The following is a 20,480-nucleotide window of genomic DNA, read 5'->3' on the forward strand; positions in this document are numbered from 1 at the left end:
ATAAACGCTTATAAACCTGCCATCAGGGATTTTCAACCTGATCGGCAGGCCACCTTTTATTCTTTTTCATTCTTAATATATTAATAAATAATCATTTTAAGAATAAGGGTAAACTGGTATCTTTACCCTCTTAAAATTGGCCATTTTAAACTCAAAATGGCCAACAAGGATTTCTGCTCAGTAACTGAATAGGCTATATCATCACAATGTACAAGTACGACGACTACGATCGCAATATCGTTCTTGAGCGAGTAAAGCAGTTCAGAGGACAAACTGAACGTTTTTTCTCTGGAGACCTCTCTGAAGACGAGTATCTTGCTCTACGACTACAGAACGGGCTATATGTGCAGCGCCTTGCGCCTATGTTGCGAGTGGCAATCCCCTATGGAATGCTATCTTCAGCTCAACTTAGAACCTTGGCTGACTTATCAAGAACCTACGACAAAGGCTACGTTCACTTTACCACTCGCCAGAATGTCCAGTTTAACTGGCCTGAAATAAAAGATGTTCCAGACATGCTGGAAGCGTTGTCCTCGGTAGAAATGCATGCCATCCAGACAAGTGGTAACTGCATACGTAACACCACTACAGACCAATTCTCTGGCGTGATTCGAGATGAAGTGACCGACCCTCGCCCGTACTGCGAAATTATTCGCCAATGGTCAACATTCCACCCTGAGTTTGCTTATCTCCCCCGTAAATTCAAAATTGCAGTCAACGCAAGCCCATCAGAAGATCGCGCGGCGATTAAAGTTCATGATATTGGGCTGGAGATTGTTAAAAATGAAAAGGGTGAAATCGGTTTCAGAGTATTTGTTGGCGGTGGCCTGGGCCGTACACCGCTCATAGGCTCGGTTATTAACGAGTTTCTGGAAGAGCAAGACCTATTAACCTATCTCGAGGCAATTGTACGCGTATACAACCAACACGGTCGACGCGACAACAAGTACAAGGCTCGAATCAAGATATTGGTAAAAGCGCTGACACCAGAGGTGTTTGCCAAGAAAGTTGCAGACGAGTGGCAACACATTAAAGACAGTGAAGCTAAATTAACAACTGACGAAATTGGTCGTGTAAAACAGTTTTTTGTTGCGCCAAATTACGAAGACAGTGTTTCGCTTGGTTCATTTGAGGAGCAACTGGCCTCCAATAAGGCATTTTCCAACTGGGTTAAACGCAACACCAACGAGCACAAAGTTGACGGCTACTCAATTGTGACACTAACGCTTAAGAAGACAGGGATACCGCCAGGTGATGTCAGTGACAAAAAGCTTGAGATAATTGCTGATATGGCAGATCAATACAGCTTTGGCGAAGTTCGAGTCGCTCATGATCAAAATATTGTTTTAGCGGATGTTAAGCAGTCCGACTTGTTTGAACTATGGAAAAAGGCTCAAGCAGCCGGCTTTGCAACCCCTAACCTGAACATGTTGACTGATATTATTTGCTGCCCAGGGGGAGACTTCTGTGCGCTCGCAAATGCCAAATCAATTCCCATAGCAGAACAGATTCAAAAGCGTTTTGACGACCTGGATTACCTGTATGACCTTGGCGAGCTTGAGCTCAATATTTCTGGCTGCATGAATGCCTGTGGTCATCACCATGTTGGAAATATTGGTATATTAGGCGTCGACAAAAAGGGCCAGGAGTTCTACCAGGTATCCCTCGGAGGCTGCTCTGGAAAAGATGCGTCAATTGGAAAGATTCTCGGGCCATCTTTTGCACAGGAAGAAATGGCAGATATTGTCGAGAAAATTATCAACGTATATGTCGAAAACAGAACAGACGAAGAGTTGTTCCTTGATACATATCGCCGAATTGGAATGACCCCATTTAAGGAGCGTGTTTATGCCAAAGCTCATTAAGGACAACCAGGTTATCGAAGATAACTGGATTATCGTTGAAAGCGACTTTCAAGGCACTCTCCCTGAGCAGTCAGTCATCGTTCCACTGGATTACTGGCTAGAAAATAGAGATGCTCTTCTTGCTCGAAAAAATGTAGGCGTATGGCTTGATAGCCACGAAGAGCCTGCTCCACTCGAATGTGATGTAGATGCACTACCAGTAGTAGCCATTAATTTCCCTAAGTTTGCAGACGGTAGAGGTTACTCTTACGCTCGACTACTGCGTGAACGGTATAACTACCAGGGCGAGCTTAGAGCGATTGGCGACGTATTACAAGATCAGTTGTTTTATATGAAGCGCTGTGGATTTAACGCTTTCGCAGTAAGAGCTGACAGGGACATTGAGATAGCACTTAGCGGTCTAAGCGACTTTTCCAATAGCTACCAAGCCGGGTGCGACAACCCCACCCCATTGTTCCGCAGAAGATAATCTCCTACCTAAGCAGCAGGTTAAAAGACAACGCTATAGTTCAGCCTTTTAACCTGCTGTTTCGATAACGCTTTTCCCTCCGCCCCACACCACCAAGAACATTGGCTAACAAATAAGGGCATTTTATGATCAGACAAGTTAGTTCACTCAAACAAATTCAACCACATTAGCGCTACTAAAGCTCAAGTTGCATATTCTATACTAGAATAATGGTGTACCATTAACTGGAAAACTACTTCTCATTCTGTTTGTTTTCAACAAACCCGTCGTAAATGGATGTATTAGTTTTATGGATAGCCAGTCTATAGTCACATCTTTCTTTCTGATATTTTCGGGTGCCGCCGTTCTGGCATCAGTCGTTCTTTACACCAGGCAACCCTTGCTCGTTGCCTATATTGCACTGGGGGCCATCCTGGGGCCTTATGGGCTTCACTTGGTAACTGATGCACACTTGCTCTCAGAAATAGCAGAGATAGGCATTATCTTTCTATTATTTCTTTTAGGGCTGGATATGCAGCCAAGCAACCTTGCCCGCATGCTTAGGAAAGCCACTGTTGTCGCGATTGGAAGCTCAATAATATTTGCAGCCTGTGGCTACATCATCGCAAAGTTGTTTGGTTATTCCCAAACAGAGAGTATCGTCATTGGCGTAGCCATGATGTTTTCAAGCACAATCATTGGCATAAAATTATTGCCTACAACCGTGCTTCATCACCGTCATACCGGTGAACTTGTTGTAGGGCTTTTATTGCTTCAGGATTTAATTGCGATCATCGTTCTACTAATGTTGGGCGGAAAAGAGTCAGAGTCCACCTGGCAGCAATTCCTGCAAACACTAATTATGCTTCCAATCTTGGTACTGGTAGCATTTCTAGCCGTCAAATATATTATCGTTAAGCTTCTTCAGCATTTTGACCGATTTCATGAGTACATATTTCTTCTTGCCATCGGCTGGTGCCTTGGTATTGCACAACTAGCTGAACTTTGTGGTTTGTCACTTGAAATCGGCGCGTTTATCGGCGGTATCAGTATTGCTACCAGCCCTATATCTCAATACATAGCGGTGCACCTAAAACCGCTTAGAGATTTTTTTCTTATATTGTTTTTCTTTTCGCTAGGGGCTAGTTTTAATTTGGGACTTCTTTCAGAGGTCATATTAGCGTCCACAATACTCGCCATCTGCATGCTTATTGTGAAACCCATCGCTTTTCGTTATTTACTGGGCTTTATTAAGGAGCCTGCTGACCAGTCTTGGGAAGTGGGATTCAGGTTAGGGCAAATAAGCGAGTTTTCTTTGCTTATTGCCTTTTTAGCAACGTCTACCGCCATCATCGGAACGAATGCATCCCATGTGATACAGGCAACTGCGATAATTACGTTTATATTGAATTCTTATGTGGTTATTTTCCGCTTCCCAAGCCCAATTGCCGTAAGCGATAAATTAAGAAGAGACTAAAGCAGAAGGAGAAATGAGGTTTCAGATAGCCGCATCTAAAACCTCTATTATATTACGAAATAAAGCGACTCTGCTGTGCAGTACTGATTAGCTTTTGTATAGCCTGTTCAACACCAGCAGCAATTGATAACCCCAGCTTTTCCTGAAGGGATTTCTTCTCTTTATATTTTACTTCAAATACATCCAGCGATTCGCAGGCCTGAGAAATATACTCATCAGATGTTTTAAGTTCATCAACAAGATTTACATCCAGCGCACGCTTACCAAACCAAACATCACCGTTGGCCACCTCGGAAATATTCACAACCGGCCGGTGCTCTCTGACAAATGACTTAAACAGCTCATGAGTATCTTCCAAGTCGTGTTTAAACTTTTCCCTACCCTGATCAGTGTTTTCACCAAACATAGTCAACGTTCGCTTATGCTCACCCGCGGTCAAAAGCTCTATATCAATACTGTTTTTCTTTAATAGTTTATTAAAGTTCGGCAGCTGGGCCACCACGCCTATTGAACCAAGCACCGCAAAAGGAGACGCCAGGATTTTATCCGCTACGCACGCCATCATATAACCACCGCTGGCAGCCACCTTATCGACACAAACAGTCAGAGGGATATTCGCATTTTTGATGCGATCCAACTGAGCAGACGCCAATCCGTAAGAGTGAACCATACCACCGCCACTCTCCAGCCTTACCACCACCTCATCATTTTTGGGGTCGGCAACAGATAGCACCGCAGTAATCGAATTTCTGAGCGTCTCATTTTCAGACGCTTTAATATCGCCATCGAAGTCGATGACATACATTCTCTTGGCTGGCTTACTATCCCCTTTGGCGGAACTTTTACTCTGGTTTTTTTTATCCTTCTTAGCGGCCTTCTCTTTTTCTTTTATTTCATCCTTGTCTAATATTTCGCCCTCAAGCGCATCCTTCATGTTCGAAATTCGCTTGTTCACCTTATTAACTTCAATAACGCCCTCAGTAGCGTGCTTACCCTTCGCCGATACTGCTACAATACCCGCAACCGCCAACACAACAGCAATCACTACCGTTATTGCCTTAGCTAGAAAAACGCCATACTCCGCCAAAAATTCCAAGCAACTTCCCCTTTACTAATAAGTTTTAGATATATTAAGTGTAAATCTCAAAAACAACAGAGCATTCGGCAATTTTCTGCTCCCGGACGATCTTTGCTATAAATTCATTAAGTCAACGCTCGAATATGAGGGCTTTTAAAACAAATACAAGCCTTCTTAAACAAACTATCACGCCACCAAGCTTTATTGATTTGGCGTTCATTTATTTTCAAACAAGCGTTCGATTGGCTATTGACATACTGATCAATTACACATAACCTCACTTTGCTCGATTAATTATCGACTCATAAATTAAGAAAGATACAGTAACATCACATGATATCTAAAGTCTAAATTAGAAAGTGTGAGTTAATCTAAACACGCAGAAGGATATACAAATGCCTGTAGCAAAAATCTTCGAGACATTAAAAGACAACTTTAACGCCGATGCAGCAGCAGGGGTAGACCTAGTATACCAATTTGAAATCGAAGATGCCGATTCTTACCACTTGGTTATCAACGACGGCACATGTGAGCTGATTCCTGGTGAGCATAACGATCCATCTGTAACGCTGATCATGAACAGTGAGACACTTCAGGGAATCGTAAGTGGCGAAACTGACGGTATGCAAGCATTCATGGCAGGTCAACTTCGTGCAGAAGGTGACATGATGCTGGCAACCAAGCTAGGTGAGCTTTTCGACATCAGCTAAGCTTCTAGCAGATTAGAGTAAAAAAGGCAGAATATCTCTGCCTTTTTTATTGCCGCTACGTTAAGACACAATACCGACTTCCTCCGCGACGCAGCAAATCGCTCCCTCAATGGTTTACGGAATATAGAACTATTGCCAATTATTAACAGCTGACTCGGCCGGTTCATTCAACGGTTTTGCATACGGCCCCTGATTGTTCAGCAATACCGCATACAACGCACCATCCTTCATCGGCAGATAGGTTGCACTGCCATATTTAGCCTTAACCCAAGGTAACCAAGCGTTATTATTAACCGCTGACCACACATCTGCGACAGATGTTGCACCGCTAATATCATAAACTGTTCTCGCTTCGGCACGCTCATCCTCCAACGAAATATATCGCCCACTTAACCGGTCTAAGCGATATCCGGGCTCAAGGCCTAACATTGCCAGCGGGCCACTCCAGGTAATCATTCGTACATCAAGCTGCCACTGATCACCTTTAACTGAATACTCGCCCTCCTCACCTTCAGGTAACGCAACAGTAATTTGGTATTCCTTATCGGCGACCTCTTTAACTGCCACCGTAGCAATCGTTTGATCGTCTGAAATAACGCCATAGGATAAGAAGTCCCATGCGATGGCAATAAGTACAAGTGAAAAGGCAATCGCCAACAGTGAAGCGGTTCCTCTCAACCACGCCATAATCCATCGACGACCCAGCAGGGTCTTTAGAGCAACAGCCGTTAGTAGTACGGCGATAAGGGCAAGCAACAGACTGAGAATGATGTATAACATAGGAATAACTGCACTAATCAATTAATGTAACGATGAATAACCGTTATCCTATTTTACGCATTCACGAAACTGGATAGTTGATGGACTTCAGACTTTCTTCAGCAAGGGATAATAAGTCCGTATTAACAGACTCTCTGCCACTAATGGTTTCAATATAGTATTCGAGTGAGGTCAGAGTATCAGCAAGCGTGTCTAATACCGACTCTTCTGGTCGACTATCCTTTTCGAGCAACTCATTATCTATACACTCAGCGCTTGCAGCTAACGCAGCAGCCAACCGCTCTTCGCCCACCATGAACATACTTCCGCGAACGGCATTCAACGTTGTTTTCACATTGGCTAAGTGCATCTTATCCCAGTTGGACTCAACAAATGCTGTAATCGCCCTTTTGGTAAGTGTAATCCCCGACTGGGCTTCATCTGTTACAACAATCATCGCCTCAGAAAGGTATGGGCTGTTTTCAACGCCCTGCTCAACTTTAATACTGTTATCGAGCTCTGGCGTTATCCCTGTTTCTTCAAATCGCTTAATAGCCTGCTCAATAGTCAATACTGCATTCGCAACGGCAATTAACTCTTCTTCAGTTGGTGTTTTTCCACCTTCAGACCAGGTTTTAAGCGCTTCATTTTGACTTGTAGCCAGTTCAGCTAACTGGGTTAAGTCCAGCATTACAAGGGTGCTAGCAAGCTTCTCTAAACCTGAAGATATAACGCTAAAGTCGGTGACGTCGGGATCGATCCCCCGTTCAATAATATCCAACTTATCTTTAAGCTGAGATATTTCTTCAATCAGGGCACCGGACAATGAGCGCAATACATCAACACCAGGGCCAAACAGTCTCTTTCGATGAGAGACCAACTTTTGCTCATCCAGTGCCAGTGGTTTTACATCGTATGCCTGTAAAATATCCCTCACCTCCTGGTTGTTAGAACCACTGAGTGACAGGATGTATAGCAACTCTTTAATGATTGAATCTGGTGCCGTTTTTGACGTAACCACCTTTCCGACATACACGAGCTCTTTCGTGTAGCGTTCAATTCTCATCAATAGGCGCTTACGAGACTGGGTCGCCTCCATTTGCCGATCATTAATTGCCTGCCCGGCGATTGCCAGCAAACACCACAAACCAGACAAAGGAGAGTTACCACATAACTTGGATAACCCTAGTGCAGATCGAGTCAGAAGCTTAGTACTAACTGATAAATTTTGTTCACGAATAATACCCAGCAACGCTACTTGATACATATGCCTCAGGCGTCTCGCCCGAAGATCAAAGTCGGTGATCTCAGAAGCGTCAGCGATATCAAGATTAACGCAATGGTCTACCTTGCGCTGCATATCTACATCAAAAAAGTGCGAATCTGGAAATGGCTTATTCTTAATTGCGACTCTTAGCTCGTTAATGATTGGTAAGAGTAATTCAGGATGGTCTTCGCGCCGCTGCTGGTAGTATTCAATATAGCGCCTTAAAATAAACAATGCGTTATTGAGTGAAGTGAGCAAGTTGTTTTTGTCGTCAGTTGCCCCCACAGGTACTTCATTAGCAAGAGAGACGGCTTCATGGCACAACAAAACCCCGCCTTGAATTTCAACAAGCACGAATATGCCGCGAAGCTGGTTAAGGAAGTCTATACAGTTCTGTAAATCTTCGCCGCTTTCTCTGTTTTCCTGGAATCGCTCCAGGTTTTTCTCGGCCTGTTTAACGGTTGTTTCGATCTCTGACTGAACGAGTTCAAACGAATTAGCCTTCGCCCCTACTGAAGCTGCAGTCATACACTACCAATTCCTAATTTTAATTGGACACCCACTTTTGGCTTTATTGCCGCGCCTGTAAACCTCGTAAATCGTGTACCTTACAACTTAGAGGATCACTAATAATTTTTTATTTAACTTTAACTTATAACACATTTTTCATGTGATACAAGAAATTGACTGTATCAAAGCATTACTTTTAGTAACTTTGTATAAATTGCTTTTTAGCCTACCTATTTCGTTTATGTCTGCGGGAAACACCCCGTTTATTTTGTTAAGGATAGACTAAAACGAAACACTTAACCCAACAGGCAAGCGTAGCTGGTTTCAGTTCACTGATAGCATGATAAGGTTAAGTACATTGATGGCTTTCAGACTGAACCCTTCCCCCATCAAAACATAGTGTTAAAATCTGAGACATTAAGAAAAGGAGCACGGGGGAGAAATAGGCAATCAGGCCCTTGCAAATCGCTCTGAAAAGATATGATCCAAAAGCATATATCGAAAGAAAACGCTACTGAGCCCTCCATATAGCGCTTCCAGACTGTTTTTCTATAGCATCCAGGCGACTTTCGTGATCCGCCAGCTCTTGTGCAGATGCCCTCAAAATCTGCAGGCTTGGGCGGTCTGAAGGCAAACGCTGTACGCCTGTAATTTCCTCAGAGGCATTATCTCCACCCAGTGAGAGCATCGTCTGCCCCCCAGTCATGATTAGATAAACATCGGCCAGGATTTCAGAATCCAGCAATGCGCCGTGCAGGTCACGCATGCTGTTATCGATACCATAGCGCTTGCAGAGTGCATCCAAGCTATTGCGCTGCCCCGGGTGCTTCTTCCTCGCTAACGCAAGTGTATCGAGAACCCCACAATACTGTTCTACTTTTCCAGGGCTATCTTGCAGCATCAAGAATTCATGGTTGATAAACCCAATATCAAACGCCGCATTATGTATCACCAGCTCTGCCCCATTGATAAACGCCAGGAACTCTGCGGCTATATCTTTGAAGATTGGCTTATCGGCCAAGAATTCATTGGTAATACCATGGACTTCAATTGCACTACTTTCAACTTCTCGTTGAGGGTTAATATATTGGTGATAGTGATTCCCGGTTAATTTCCGGTCGATCACCTCAACACAACCGATTTCTATTATCCGGTGACCCTGTGATGGCTCCAGGCCGGTTGTTTCTGTATCTAGAACTACCTGTCTCATGCGACAAACTTTCCTCAACTGTTCTTATCGTGACCTTTGCCCAACGCCTGCGTTTGATGCCTAATTGCTTTTGAGCACGGCATTAACACCCTTGTTCGCCAGTGCATCTGCCATTTCGTTCCCAGGGTGTCCGCTATGCCCTTTAACCCAGTGCCAATTCAGCTTATGGCGCTGCACTTCTGCGTCAAGCGCTTTCCATAAATCATCATTCTTAACCGGCGTTTTCGACGAAGTACGCCAATCATTCTTTTTCCACCCGTGTATCCATGTGGTGATTCCTTTACGCACATATTGAGAATCAGTATAAATATCAACGTCACATGGACGGTTAAGTAACTGAAGCGACTTTATTGCCGCCATTAACTCCATTCGGTTGTTCGTCGTATTGGGTTCTCCACCATAGATATGTTTTTTGTGTTGTCCCGACTTCAAGGCAGCCCCCCAACCTCCAGGCCCAGGGTTCCCTTTACATGCACCGTCGGTATAAATTATCACTTTGTCGCGCTGTAACCCCATTTGACGTTAACAACCTTAATGCGCTCAAAATTGGACAGGCACACTAAATCATTTAACGATAACTGGCAACCTCGCTTGAAGCAGGCTCAATTTATGGTTTCATTCGGTTGGCAACGGGTAACCCTATCACTTTCGCTTTTTTCCAGTCAGGACGTCTGGCAATCGAACAACCTACCTGTTTCTTCGCAAGAACCATATAATAAGCGCCCAAAGGCACCCCACCTTTATCAAGCTGGTCTATGTACGAAAAACGCTCTAAAAAACGGTAGCTTTCAATCGGCGGCCTTAAGAAGTGGTAGTGAGTGCTGCATATTTCAAAATCAAGCAAATTTAACCAGTCTTCTATTCGATAACCCGAAATAAACCGCCCATTCCAAGGCGCTTTCTTTTTTCTCGACAGCAGCTTCCGCACTCCCCACATACTTAACGGGTTAAAGCCAACGATAAGAATATGTCCACTTCCTCGTACAACTCTTGAGACTTCTCTCAATGCTTGATGAGGTGAAGAAGCAAAATCCAAGGTGTGGTGCAAAATAGCCAAATCAATACTATCGTGACATAAACCAAGCTCATGGCTTTCGGTCACCAGCACATTTTCTGGCATATCTGGCTGCCATTGAGGTACAGCCATGATAGTGTGGCCAAGGCTACTGCTATTACCCATTGGTAACCGGTGGCTAACCAGCATTTCTAACTGCTGATACCCAAACATTCGTCCAATCAGGCGTTCGATATTGCGTCTCTGGTCAGATAAAAGAACCCGGCCGAGCGGCGTCTGGAACCATTGTTCAAATGTTTGCTGTATATGAACATAGTCACATTGAGAGTCACCCCGTTTGCGTCCCATATAACCTCCCTTCCGCCATTACCAAATGTAATCTCAAACGAGCAGAGTTAATAAGCTTATTTATTATAGTAGAGCTACTATAAACCTATACGGTTTAAAATCCATTCTTTAACCATTAAGATTGAGCTTATTTGAGTGGGAAGCAATCCTCTTCACAAATTTTAAAACGGACAAACTTATGTTAACAGTACACCCCATCAAAGCATTCTCAGACAACTACATCTGGTGTATTGAAAACCCCGCAACAAGGCAGTGCGTAGTGGTCGACCCAGGCGATGCGAAGCCCGTAGTTAAATACATGCAGGACAATCACCTGACACTTCATAGCATATTGGTTACTCATCACCACTATGACCATACTGATGGAATTGACCCGCTGCTGAAAGAAGCGGCAAAAACAGCAACGTCCGCTATAGATGTGTATGGGCCTGCGAACAGCAAAATCTCGCAGATTAATAACCCACTCACACAGGGTGATGAAATATCAATATTTAACACTCAATTTAGAGTCAGTGAAGTGCCAGGGCATACACTTGACCATATCAGTTTCTTTTCGCCGTCTGACCCTCAACACAAAAGCCCTTGGCTGTTCTGTGGAGACACGTTATTTTCAAGCGGCTGCGGGCGCCTATTTGAAGGCTCCCCCAAACAAATGCTAACGTCACTGAAAGCACTTGCAAAACACCCAACTGATACAAAGGTATACTGCACCCACGAATATACACTAGCCAATTTGGCATTTAGTGAAGCCGTAGCGCCTCATAACCAGAAAATCAAAGACTACGCCCAAAGCTGCCAGAAGAAGCGAGTAAATGGCTTACCTACCTTGCCAACATCCATTCAAACAGAGCTTGAAATTAACCCGTTCCTTAGATGTGACAAAGCGGAGATTAAAGAATCTGTATCGCGGCACTCAAATTTAGAAATGTTGTCAGAACTTGAAGTATTCACAGCACTTCGATCATGGAAGGACTCATTTTGAGAGACTTTTCACGACGATCGTTGTTACAAATACAGCCTGCAAAGGCCTCTTTAGCAATATTGATCAATCAATTCACAAACCCTGTCACTGAGTCAGGAGTATGTTAAATTAAAAATAATTAATTACTCAGTGTAAGCTATTGACCCATTACGAACAGGTCAATAGACTTTGCCATCGTCGGGAGCTATCGATTCAACTAGCAGTTCTCTCGCCTACGCAGTGCTTTTGCACGACTTAAAGTACCGACTTTTTCTCAGATTGTGCGTTTTAATGATTCGAATTTCACTTTTTATCTTACTGTTCTGTTCAATATCTGCATGCTCCACTTCCCCTACTAATGGGGACAATGAGAGTAATACTCACAACGAGCCACAAGCTGAGTCCACAGATAAGCCATTCTCCTCAATATTTTCTCTGTTTGAGTCGCAAGACTCAGCCGTTCAATCTGAAGAGATAGTCATTGCTGCCGAAGAAGGGAGTGAAGAAGCCAGCCAACAAAGCACTCACGCCAACCGCAACACTAAAGAGCTACTCATCAGCGGATGTTACGACGTTGACTGTGCACCAGTAACAACCAGGTTTGCAGACCGACTGGTTGAGGCCGAAATAAACAGCCCGCTGGATACAGCATCAGGAAGTCAGGATCTTTGGTTAAGAATGCGTAGTGGGTTCAAGTTAGACCTTGACCTGAATAACCCTCGCATTGAAATGCAGTTAAACTGGTATAAGAAACACCAACGTTACATAGATAGAACAACGGCGCGCTCTTCACGATATCTGCACTACATCGTACAAGAAACCGAAAAAAGAGGAATGCCGCTGGAGCTTGCTCTTCTCCCCGTCGTAGAAAGTGCCTTTGATCCATTCGCGTACTCCCATGGCAGGGCGTCGGGTATATGGCAGTTTATACCCGGCACAGGCAAAGCGTTTGGCCTGAAACAGGACTGGTGGTATGACGGCCGACGCGACATTGTCGCATCTACTGACGCAGCCCTGACTTACCTTCAAGCCCTGGCCAACCGCTTTGATGGTGACTGGCTACTGGCATTGGCGGCTTACAACTCAGGTGGCGGTACGGTTTCAAAAGCCATTCGATATAACAAAAAAAGAGGCCGAAAAACTGACTACTGGTCTCTTAAACTACCAAGGGAGACCCGGGCTTATGTTCCTAAGCTACTAGCGATCTCCAAGCTTATAAAAGAGCCAGAAAAGTATGGAATAACGCTAAAACCTCTACCAAACGAGGCCTATTTTGACATTGTTAAAGTCGGTTCTCAGATTGACCTGGCCCAAGCGGCCAAAATGGCCAATATATCTGTAGAAGAGCTATACCTTCTGAACCCGGGTTTTAACCGATGGGCAACCTCACCCATCGGCCCACATCGCCTGCTTATTCCCATAGCGAATACTGAACAATTTAAAACGGCGCTGGCATCTATTCCAGCAAACCAACGACTCAGCTGGCAGCGTTACAGCGTAAAGTCCGGCGACTCCCTGATACGAATCGCCAAAAAGTATAACACCACCCCATCAGTCATTAAGCAGGCAAATAACCTTCGTTCCAATTTAATACGTCAGGGGCAAAAACTGCTTATTCCTGTGGCAGCGAAGGGGAACGCTTATTACTCATTCAGTTCTGACAATAGAATTCAGAAGAAACAAAACGCCGTTCCGAGAGGAAAAAGCAGATCCAAACTTGAATACACTGTTCGGGCTGGTGATACCCTTTGGGATATTTCGAGAAAGTACAAAGTAGGCGTCAGAAGCCTCGCCAAATGGAATAGCATGGCACCGACTGACCCGTTAAAGCCTGGCAAAAAGTTAGTCATCTGGACAAAAGCGGCTCCAGCAACGGTAGCAAGAGGTTTCTCCCCCCCTGGGCGTAAAAATATTCGAAAGATTGGCTATAAAGTGAGACGGGGCGACTCTCTGGCGCGTATTGCAGGTAAATTTAACGTTACAGTCAAACAAATAGTTACCTGGAATAATATTGACCCAAAAAAATATCTTAAACCCGGCCAACGGCTTAAGCTGCATATTGATGTAACAAACGGCTCATAACGGCTGCGTAAACAAAACGCTGACAACGACAAACCTAACGCCTAAGTAGTAGATATAACAACCCTTAGCTCTTGTTTGCCAGCACAGCCAGGCACATATTGACTTGAGCACAGAAATGCTTGAATCCATTAAAGTAAGCCTCGTTTAACGCCCGCTTACTTTCACCCAGGTCAGCATATAGGAAACCAATGGGCTTTCTGTTGGCCTTTATAGGCGATATCAAGAATTGACGAACCCCTGTTACGGCAATATAGCCGGGCGTGACGGCAGCCGTCAGCTCTTTGAACTGTGGATTGCCAATCCAAGTGGGTTTACCGGCGCTAAACAGCTGGAACAAAAAGCCAGATCGGCTTTTAACAAAATTGAATTTAAATTTACTGCGCCACTCATCTGTTCCCTCACCTAAAACATATTTGGCAGAAATGACTTCACGTCCTTTATCAAATATGGCTAAGCAAACTCTTTCTAAACCGACCCCCCGATGCAGTCCTTCAAGTATCATTTGAAAAAGCGAGTTCATATCAACCCCCTCCATCATCATACTCGTTAGCTCCTGCAAGATTTGGAGCTGTAGTTCCGGGTTTGGCTCATGACTGCTTTTTGCTTCAAGGCTTGCGTCATCTGCTGCCTCAATGGAGCGACTGCTGGGTATCATTGCAACAAGAACATCGCTACCATAATTGGCTGCGACCTCAGCGGCCTCATTAGCACTTTCCTGAACCATTGCCTCAACATCTTTTGCGCCACTATTGGTAAATGCTGAAATTTTCTTAATCAACGCTTTCATTTCGGGTGAATCCCACCCTTTTTTCGATGCCTGGCTAACTTCTTCTCCAATTAATACCGCATCGGCTTTACGAGACATCTTAGAGGAAGGCTGCAAAGACTCCTGTAACACGCCCCCAAGCCTCCAGTTTTTTACCAGCGCTAGCGCCAAACGTTTAAAACTGACACCAATAACTCTTTCTGCAATACGGTCACGCTCTTTATCTGTCGCCCCCTCCTCGACTTGCTCATTAAGTTCTGCGACTTCGCTCTCTCCACTAGACAGCACTAACATTTCAGCCAAGTGCAATAACAGGGTCGCGACAAAGACCTCTTCTTTGCCGTCCGCAGACATTTTTGTACAGATGTTTCGCGCCTGTATAGCAGCATGTATAGAGTCAGCCATCAATTCGAAAAGCCTGGTTGAGGGCTGCCCCTGGAGTATACTCTCAAGCACTTTGATCGTAATACATATGCTTTTGATGGTATTGAAGCCGACCGTCAGAATAGATCGACTGACCGTCGTTACCGGGCTACCGGTTGGGTTAAAGTGGACAGTATTTGCAACCTTCAGCACCTGAGTGGTTAATGAGGCGTCTTTTAAAATAACCTCAGCCAACTGATTAGCTGATGTTTCATCAGACGATGTCAGCTCATTGAGTTCTGCAAGAACAGATGTAAGTACAACACCTTCTTCGCTGTCCAGGCGCTCGACCCATGCCGCCAACCCCTTTTTATCCACCAACAACCTCCAGTTGCACTGAATTAAATGAAATATTTTTAAGTTAGTTTAACTTTAATATAGCTAATGATCCTGATAAGGTATTGATAGTTTGATATTTCGCCCCAAAAAATAATAACTTCCGGACTCAAATGCGCGATTTTATAAGGCCGTTAATGGTGCGTTTTTCACCCTTATTTGTGCTTACCTACCTTATCTTAAAAACATCGACTATTAGCGCTGAAAGTATTATTGAGAGCCACGGTTTTGCACTGTATGGCGACCTGAAGTACCCCTCTGACTTTTCTCACTTTGATTATGTTAATCCAGACGCGCCCAAAGGTGGGCACATAAGGTTGATGGGGTTCGGAACATTTGACACCTTAAACCCTTATACGCTCAGAGGCATCAGCCCGATAAATACCCCTGGGCAATACATGTATGGCTTTTCTGAAGAGACCGATACACTATTGTCGGGCACTGACGGCACAACACGCTCCGGAGACGAACCTCAATCTGCCTACGGCCTTATTGCAGAGTCTATTCGCTACCCCGCCAACCTCAGTTGGTGCATATTTAAGATCAGAGAAAGTGCACGTTTCCAAGACGGCCACTCGATAGACGCTGAGGATGTGTTATTTTCATGGCAAACACTAATCAACAAAGGGCACCCGCAATTTCGCCAAAACCTAAATGGCATTAAGGACGTTGTTGTTCTGGATAAGCGGGCTGTCAAAGTTCTTTTTAAAGATGAGAACGCTGGCTCAGACCTCCTAAGGTTCGGCGAGCTTCCCATCCTTCCTAAACACTATTGGCAAGACAAAGATTTCACCAAGACAACGCTGAAGCCTCCCGTTATAAGTGGTCCATACAAAATAAAGGCTTTGTCCCCGGGAAAGTTCATCACCTTTGAGCGTAACATCAACTACTGGGGTAAGGATCTTCCGGTTAACAAAGGAAGGTATAATTTCGATACCATTCAGTTCGATTACTACCGGGATCAAACCATTGCTTTTGAGGCGTTCAAAAGCGGAGAGTTCGACGCATTTTACGAATACACCGCCAAGAATTGGGCTGCCGGTTATAACTTTCCAGCACTGAAGAGCAAAAATGTCATTAAAGAAGAGATTCCTCATCAGATTCCAGCTGGTACACAAGGCTTGTTTTTTAATACCAGGAAGCCCCTTTTTCAGTCAGCAGAAGTTCGTCAGGCGATAGCTCTGCTCTTCGATTTTGAGTGGACTAACAAAAATATATTTCATGATGCATATACCCGAAACAGTAGCTACTACCCAAACTCCATCTATGACTCATCACGATCCAAACCTGACGCGAAAGAACTTGAGTTGCTAGAACCGTATCGCAACCAACTGCCCGAAAGTTTGTTCTCAACTCCTTTTTCGCACAACCATTTATTAACAGCCAGCGCGTCCCCTAAAAGCAGTTCAGGCAGAGCAAGCTCGGGAAGAAAGAGTTCAGGGCGAGGAAGTATCAGGGCAAGACAAAAACAAGCGCTTAATCTATTCAAGAGTGCCGGTTGGCAGCTCAAAAACGGGATGCTTTATGATGCCAACTCACAAACCCACTTCAAATTTGAAATACTTATTAGGCAGGCTGGATTAAAAAGAGTGATTGAGCCGTTTATTGAAAATTTAAGAAAAACAGGTGTCAACGCTTCAGTCAGACTGGTTGAGGCAAATCAATACAAAGTCAGGCTTGATAATTTTGACTTCGACATGACAACATTCGTGCTGGCTCAAGGCCTCTCTCCAAGCCATGAGCAACGTGAATATTTTCACTCTTCAACCAGAGAAATAAAAGGAAGTCGAAACTATGCGGGAGTCAACCATTCGGCCGTTGACCACTTAACTGAATCAATTGTTAAAGCGAAAAACCGTCAACAACTTATAACCGCGACGAAAGCACTTGATCGTGTGCTACTATGGAATCACTATATAATTCCAAATTGGCACTTGAATTATCACCGTATTGCCTACTGGGATAAATTCAGTAAACCCGATCAACAACCGCCTTATAAGCTGGGTTTTGAAAATTGGTGGATCAAATAATAATATCACTCGGTATATACAATGATTTCTATGCTTCTCACTTATATTAAACAGCATTCAACGTCTTTCTTCGAGACCGCAGCACGCCAAAAACTTGTATGTTGTACGGTGTTGTTAACGCTCTCAGTTGCAACGTATGCATCAGAGAAAAGCTCTGTCAGCAACAGCCAAAAAACAACACCTCGGCATGCCGTGGCCATGCACGGTGAAGTGAAATACCCGGCAGATTTTACTCACTTTGAGTACGCTAACCCCAAAGCCCCCAAAGGTGGAAAAGCACGACTTGGCGTTGTCTCGAACAGCTATGACAGCTTTCACCCCTTTGTACTTAAAGGTGTTCCGGCAGCAGGCGTGAGCCACTATTTATACGACACCTTAACCGTACAATCTGAAGATGAGGCGTTTAGTCAATACGGGCTAATAGCCGAAAAAATAGAGATGCCTGAAGATCGCAGCTGGGTTGTCTTTCATATAAACCCGAAAGCCCGCTTTCAAGACGGCAAGCCGGTTACACCGGAAGACGTTATTTTTACATTTAACAGCCTTATCGAACATGGTGCGCCCTTTTATAAGGCCTATTATGGTGATGTGTCGAATGTGTCAAAAGTCGCACCAAATCAAGTAAAGTTTGACTTCAAAAACAATGAGAACCGCGAGCTTCCGCTTATACTTGGTCAACTTCCAGTACTACCAAAGCACTACTGGGACACACGGGATTTTTCAAAGTCGACGCTCGATGCACCAATAGGAAGTGGCGCATACAAAATCAAGTCTTTTAATACGGGGCGATCCATCACATACGAACGAGTTAAAGACTATTGGGCAAAAGACCTTCCCGTTAGAAAAGGACACTATAATTTCGATGAAGTTATCTATGAGTACTATGGCGATCAAACAATCGCTCTAGAGGCCTTTAAAGCGGGTGAATACGATTTTAGAGTGGAGAACACAGCAAAAAACTGGGCGACAGCCTACACCGGAGAGAAGTTTGATAAAGGCATTATCGTTAAGGAAGAGGTCAAGCACCAACAACCTGTCGGTATGCAAGCATTCATCTATAACACGCGACGTAAGATTTTTAGTGACCCTAAGGTTAGAGAAGCATTAGGTTACGCATTCGACTTTGAGTGGACAAATAAACAGCTGTTTTTTGGCCAGTACAAACGCACTAACAGCTATTTTGAAAACTCAGAGCTGGCGTCAGAAGGCTTACCCAGTGAAGCAGAGCTAAAAATACTTAACGCCTTTAAAGACCAACTACCTGCCAGCATATTTACCACGGCAAATGAGGTACCTAAGACTGATGGTTCGGGCAATATTCGTAAAAATCTGCGTAAAGCATTAAAGCTACTTAAAGAAGCTGGCTGGTCCATTAAAAACAGGAAACTGGTCAACAATGCGACATCTGAGCCATTTACATTTGAAATACTGCTCTACCAAAAAAGCTTTGAGCGCATAATTCACCCCTTCACAAAAAACCTTGAGAAGCTGGGTATCGACGCAAAAATTCGCCTGGTTGACACCAACCAGTATATCGGTCGTATCAGGAAATACGATTACGACATGTTTATCATGACGCTGGCGCAGTCTAACTCACCAGGTAATGAACAACGTGATTACTGGTATTCAAGCAATAAAGATATTCCCGGCACTCGTAACTATATTGGTGTATCTGACCCCGTTGTAGACCAGCTGGTCGATATGATCATTGCCGCACCTGACAGAGATTCTCTTGTGACCCGAACACGGGTACTAGACCGGGTGTTGCTGTCAAAACACTATGTAATTCCGCAATGGCACCTCCCTAAACAGCGTATTGCTTATTGGAAAACACTAAACCACCCAAAAGTCTTTCCAAAATCCGGTGTTAATTTTGATACCTGGTGGACAAGAATCAACTAAAATAACCTTGAGGCCTTGATACGACGTTGTGAGCGAAGCAAAGACCAGGCAAAGAATGACGGAAAAAGCGCAGTTTATATGTAATAAATCCCGGTCAACCCCGGGGGCGCGCACAATCATGAGTCATTTTTAACACCGTATTTGCGAGCGTAATAGTCAAACAAAGGCCCCAATCTTATATTAACCATCTGACAGAACCCATATATGTCTGTTTACATTTTAAGGCGCATACTTCTGATGATTCCAACGCTTTTTGGAATCATGCTGCTGAACTTCATTATTATTCAGGCCGCACCTGGCGGCCCGGTAGAGCAAACTCTGGCCAAGTTGCAGGGAATGGACTCAAGCGTTCAAAACCGCATGGGCGATAGCATGTCTGCTGAAGTGTCTTCCTCAGGCGGCGAAGGTTCTGCCTACCGGGGCGCTCAAGGCTTGGACCCTGAGCTGGTTAAAGAAATAGAAAAACTCTATGGCTTCGACAAACCTCCCCACGAGCGCTTCTGGTTAATGATAAAAAGTTATCTCTATTTTGACTTTGGGGATAGTTTTTTCAGAGACCAGTCGGTCGTGGATCTGGTTGTTGAAAAAATGCCGGTGTCGATATCCATTGGCCTTTGGTCGACCTTAATTATCTATCTGATTTCGATACCGTTAGGCATTAAGAAGGCCGTTTACGACGGCTCCAAGTTTGATGTCTGGACCAGTAGCCTAATTGTCGTTGGCTATGCAATACCCGGGTTTTTATTTGCCGTTCTGTTAATCGTACTGTTTGCTGGGGGAACCTATCTAGACTGGTTCCCACTCAGAGGGTTAGTTTCAAACAATTTTGATGAGCTAACGCTATTTGGTAAGGTTGCAGACTATTTCTGGCATCTGGTTCTACCCATAACCGCAAATGTCATTGGTGGATTCGCGACCCTGACACTGCTGACTAAAAACTCATTCCTTGACGAGATTCGTAAGCAATATGTCATTACTGCACGCGCCAAAGGGCTTGAGGAAAACAAAATACTCTACGGCCATGTATTCAGGAACGCAATGCTGATTGTTATTGCCGGGATGCCGGGGCTTCTGATGGCGCTATTCTTTTCAGGCTCACTCCTGATTGAAGTAATATTTTCACTGGACGGGCTTGGGCTGTTAGGCTTTGAATCTGCTCTGAATAGGGATTACCCCGTTATGTTTGGTACGCTCTATATTTTTACACTAATGGGCCTATTTCTAAAATTGGCAAGCGATATCACCTATGTACTGGTCGATCCGCGTATTGATTTTGATAGCAGGGAGGGCTAA

Annotated in this window: 16 protein-coding genes; 9 read left to right on the plus strand and 7 right to left on the minus strand. The window is 44.3% G+C overall.

What is annotated here, in order from left to right; genetic code table 11:
* The first annotated feature begins 206 nt into the window (after positions 1 to 206).
* The 3 genes from MY523_RS08350 (at position 207) to MY523_RS08360 (ending at position 3,790) form a co-directional block, all read left to right on the plus strand.
* A complete protein-coding gene (locus tag MY523_RS08350) occupies positions 207 to 1,865 on the plus strand; it encodes a nitrite/sulfite reductase (protein WP_250658323.1) in 1,659 nt (552 codons plus the stop codon).
* Positions 1,849 to 2,334, plus strand: coding sequence for a DUF934 domain-containing protein (locus MY523_RS08355; protein WP_250658324.1), 486 nt, complete (start codon positions 1,849 to 1,851; stop codon positions 2,332 to 2,334). Before MY523_RS08350 ends, MY523_RS08355 begins: the two co-directional genes overlap by 17 nt.
* A gap of 289 nt (positions 2,335 to 2,623) precedes the next feature.
* Positions 2,624 to 3,790, plus strand: coding sequence for a cation:proton antiporter domain-containing protein (locus tag MY523_RS08360; RefSeq protein WP_250658325.1), 1,167 nt, complete (start codon positions 2,624 to 2,626; stop codon positions 3,788 to 3,790).
* 52 nt (positions 3,791 to 3,842) lie between these two features.
* On the opposite strand, the gene sohB is transcribed toward MY523_RS08360, so the two are convergent.
* Positions 3,843 to 4,886, minus strand: a complete 1,044-nt coding sequence (sohB, locus tag MY523_RS08365; RefSeq protein ID WP_250658326.1) for a protease SohB — start codon at positions 4,884 to 4,886, stop codon at positions 3,843 to 3,845.
* A gap of 377 nt (positions 4,887 to 5,263) precedes the next feature.
* Between sohB and MY523_RS08370 the strand changes: the two genes are divergently transcribed.
* Positions 5,264 to 5,578 carry an SCP2 sterol-binding domain-containing protein gene (locus MY523_RS08370; protein WP_250658327.1) on the plus strand — a complete coding sequence of 105 codons (315 nt, stop codon included), beginning with the start codon at positions 5,264 to 5,266 and terminating at the stop codon, positions 5,576 to 5,578.
* A 129-nt stretch (positions 5,579 to 5,707) separates the two neighbouring features.
* On the opposite strand, the gene MY523_RS08375 is transcribed toward MY523_RS08370, so the two are convergent.
* From MY523_RS08375 to MY523_RS08395, 5 genes are all read right to left on the minus strand, one after another.
* The gene (locus MY523_RS08375) at positions 5,708 to 6,358 is read right to left on the minus strand and encodes a hypothetical protein (protein ID WP_250658328.1); all 651 of its coding nucleotides are present in this window, start codon (positions 6,356 to 6,358) and stop codon (positions 5,708 to 5,710) included.
* A gap of 61 nt (positions 6,359 to 6,419) precedes the next feature.
* Positions 6,420 to 8,132: a FimL-related protein gene (locus MY523_RS08380; protein WP_250658329.1), complete on the minus strand. Its 1,713-nt coding sequence runs from the start codon at positions 8,130 to 8,132 to the stop codon at positions 6,420 to 6,422.
* Between the two features lie 493 nt (positions 8,133 to 8,625).
* Positions 8,626 to 9,324, minus strand: coding sequence for a DNA polymerase III subunit epsilon (dnaQ, locus tag MY523_RS08385; RefSeq protein WP_250658330.1), 699 nt, complete (start codon positions 9,322 to 9,324; stop codon positions 8,626 to 8,628).
* A gap of 60 nt (positions 9,325 to 9,384) precedes the next feature.
* Positions 9,385 to 9,840, minus strand: a complete 456-nt coding sequence (gene rnhA / locus MY523_RS08390; RefSeq protein WP_250658331.1) for a ribonuclease HI — start codon at positions 9,838 to 9,840, stop codon at positions 9,385 to 9,387.
* A 91-nt stretch (positions 9,841 to 9,931) separates the two neighbouring features.
* Positions 9,932 to 10,687: a class I SAM-dependent methyltransferase gene (locus tag MY523_RS08395; RefSeq protein WP_250658332.1), complete on the minus strand. Its 756-nt coding sequence runs from the start codon at positions 10,685 to 10,687 to the stop codon at positions 9,932 to 9,934.
* 178 nt (positions 10,688 to 10,865) lie between these two features.
* On the opposite strand from MY523_RS08395, the gene gloB reads away from it, so the two are divergent.
* Complete coding sequence (gloB, locus tag MY523_RS08400; RefSeq protein WP_250658333.1) at positions 10,866 to 11,669, plus strand: hydroxyacylglutathione hydrolase; 804 nt, start codon at positions 10,866 to 10,868, stop codon at positions 11,667 to 11,669.
* A 270-nt stretch (positions 11,670 to 11,939) separates the two neighbouring features.
* Complete coding sequence (locus MY523_RS08405) at positions 11,940 to 13,730, plus strand: LysM peptidoglycan-binding domain-containing protein (RefSeq protein WP_250658334.1); 1,791 nt, start codon at positions 11,940 to 11,942, stop codon at positions 13,728 to 13,730.
* Positions 13,731 to 13,794: 64 nt separating this feature from the next.
* Here MY523_RS08405 and MY523_RS08410 read toward each other — a convergent pair whose 3' ends face one another.
* On the minus strand, positions 13,795 to 15,237 hold the full coding sequence (locus tag MY523_RS08410; RefSeq protein WP_250658335.1) for an HDOD domain-containing protein: 1,443 nt from the start codon (positions 15,235 to 15,237) through the stop codon (positions 13,795 to 13,797).
* A 131-nt stretch (positions 15,238 to 15,368) separates the two neighbouring features.
* Here MY523_RS08410 and MY523_RS08415 point away from each other — a divergent pair, with 131 nt between their 5' ends.
* The 3 genes from MY523_RS08415 (at position 15,369) to MY523_RS08425 (ending at position 20,480) form a co-directional block, all read left to right on the plus strand.
* On the plus strand, positions 15,369 to 17,285 hold the full coding sequence (locus MY523_RS08415) for an extracellular solute-binding protein (RefSeq protein ID WP_250658336.1): 1,917 nt from the start codon (positions 15,369 to 15,371) through the stop codon (positions 17,283 to 17,285).
* 21 nt (positions 17,286 to 17,306) lie between these two features.
* A complete protein-coding gene (locus MY523_RS08420; protein ID WP_250658337.1) occupies positions 17,307 to 19,187 on the plus strand; it encodes an extracellular solute-binding protein in 1,881 nt (626 codons plus the stop codon).
* Between the two features lie 204 nt (positions 19,188 to 19,391).
* Complete coding sequence (locus tag MY523_RS08425; RefSeq protein WP_250658338.1) at positions 19,392 to 20,480, plus strand: microcin C ABC transporter permease YejB; 1,089 nt, start codon at positions 19,392 to 19,394, stop codon at positions 20,478 to 20,480.

It is taken from the genome of Alkalimarinus coralli (genome assembly GCF_023650515.1).
GTDB lineage: Bacteria > Pseudomonadota > Gammaproteobacteria > Pseudomonadales > Oleiphilaceae > Alkalimarinus > Alkalimarinus coralli.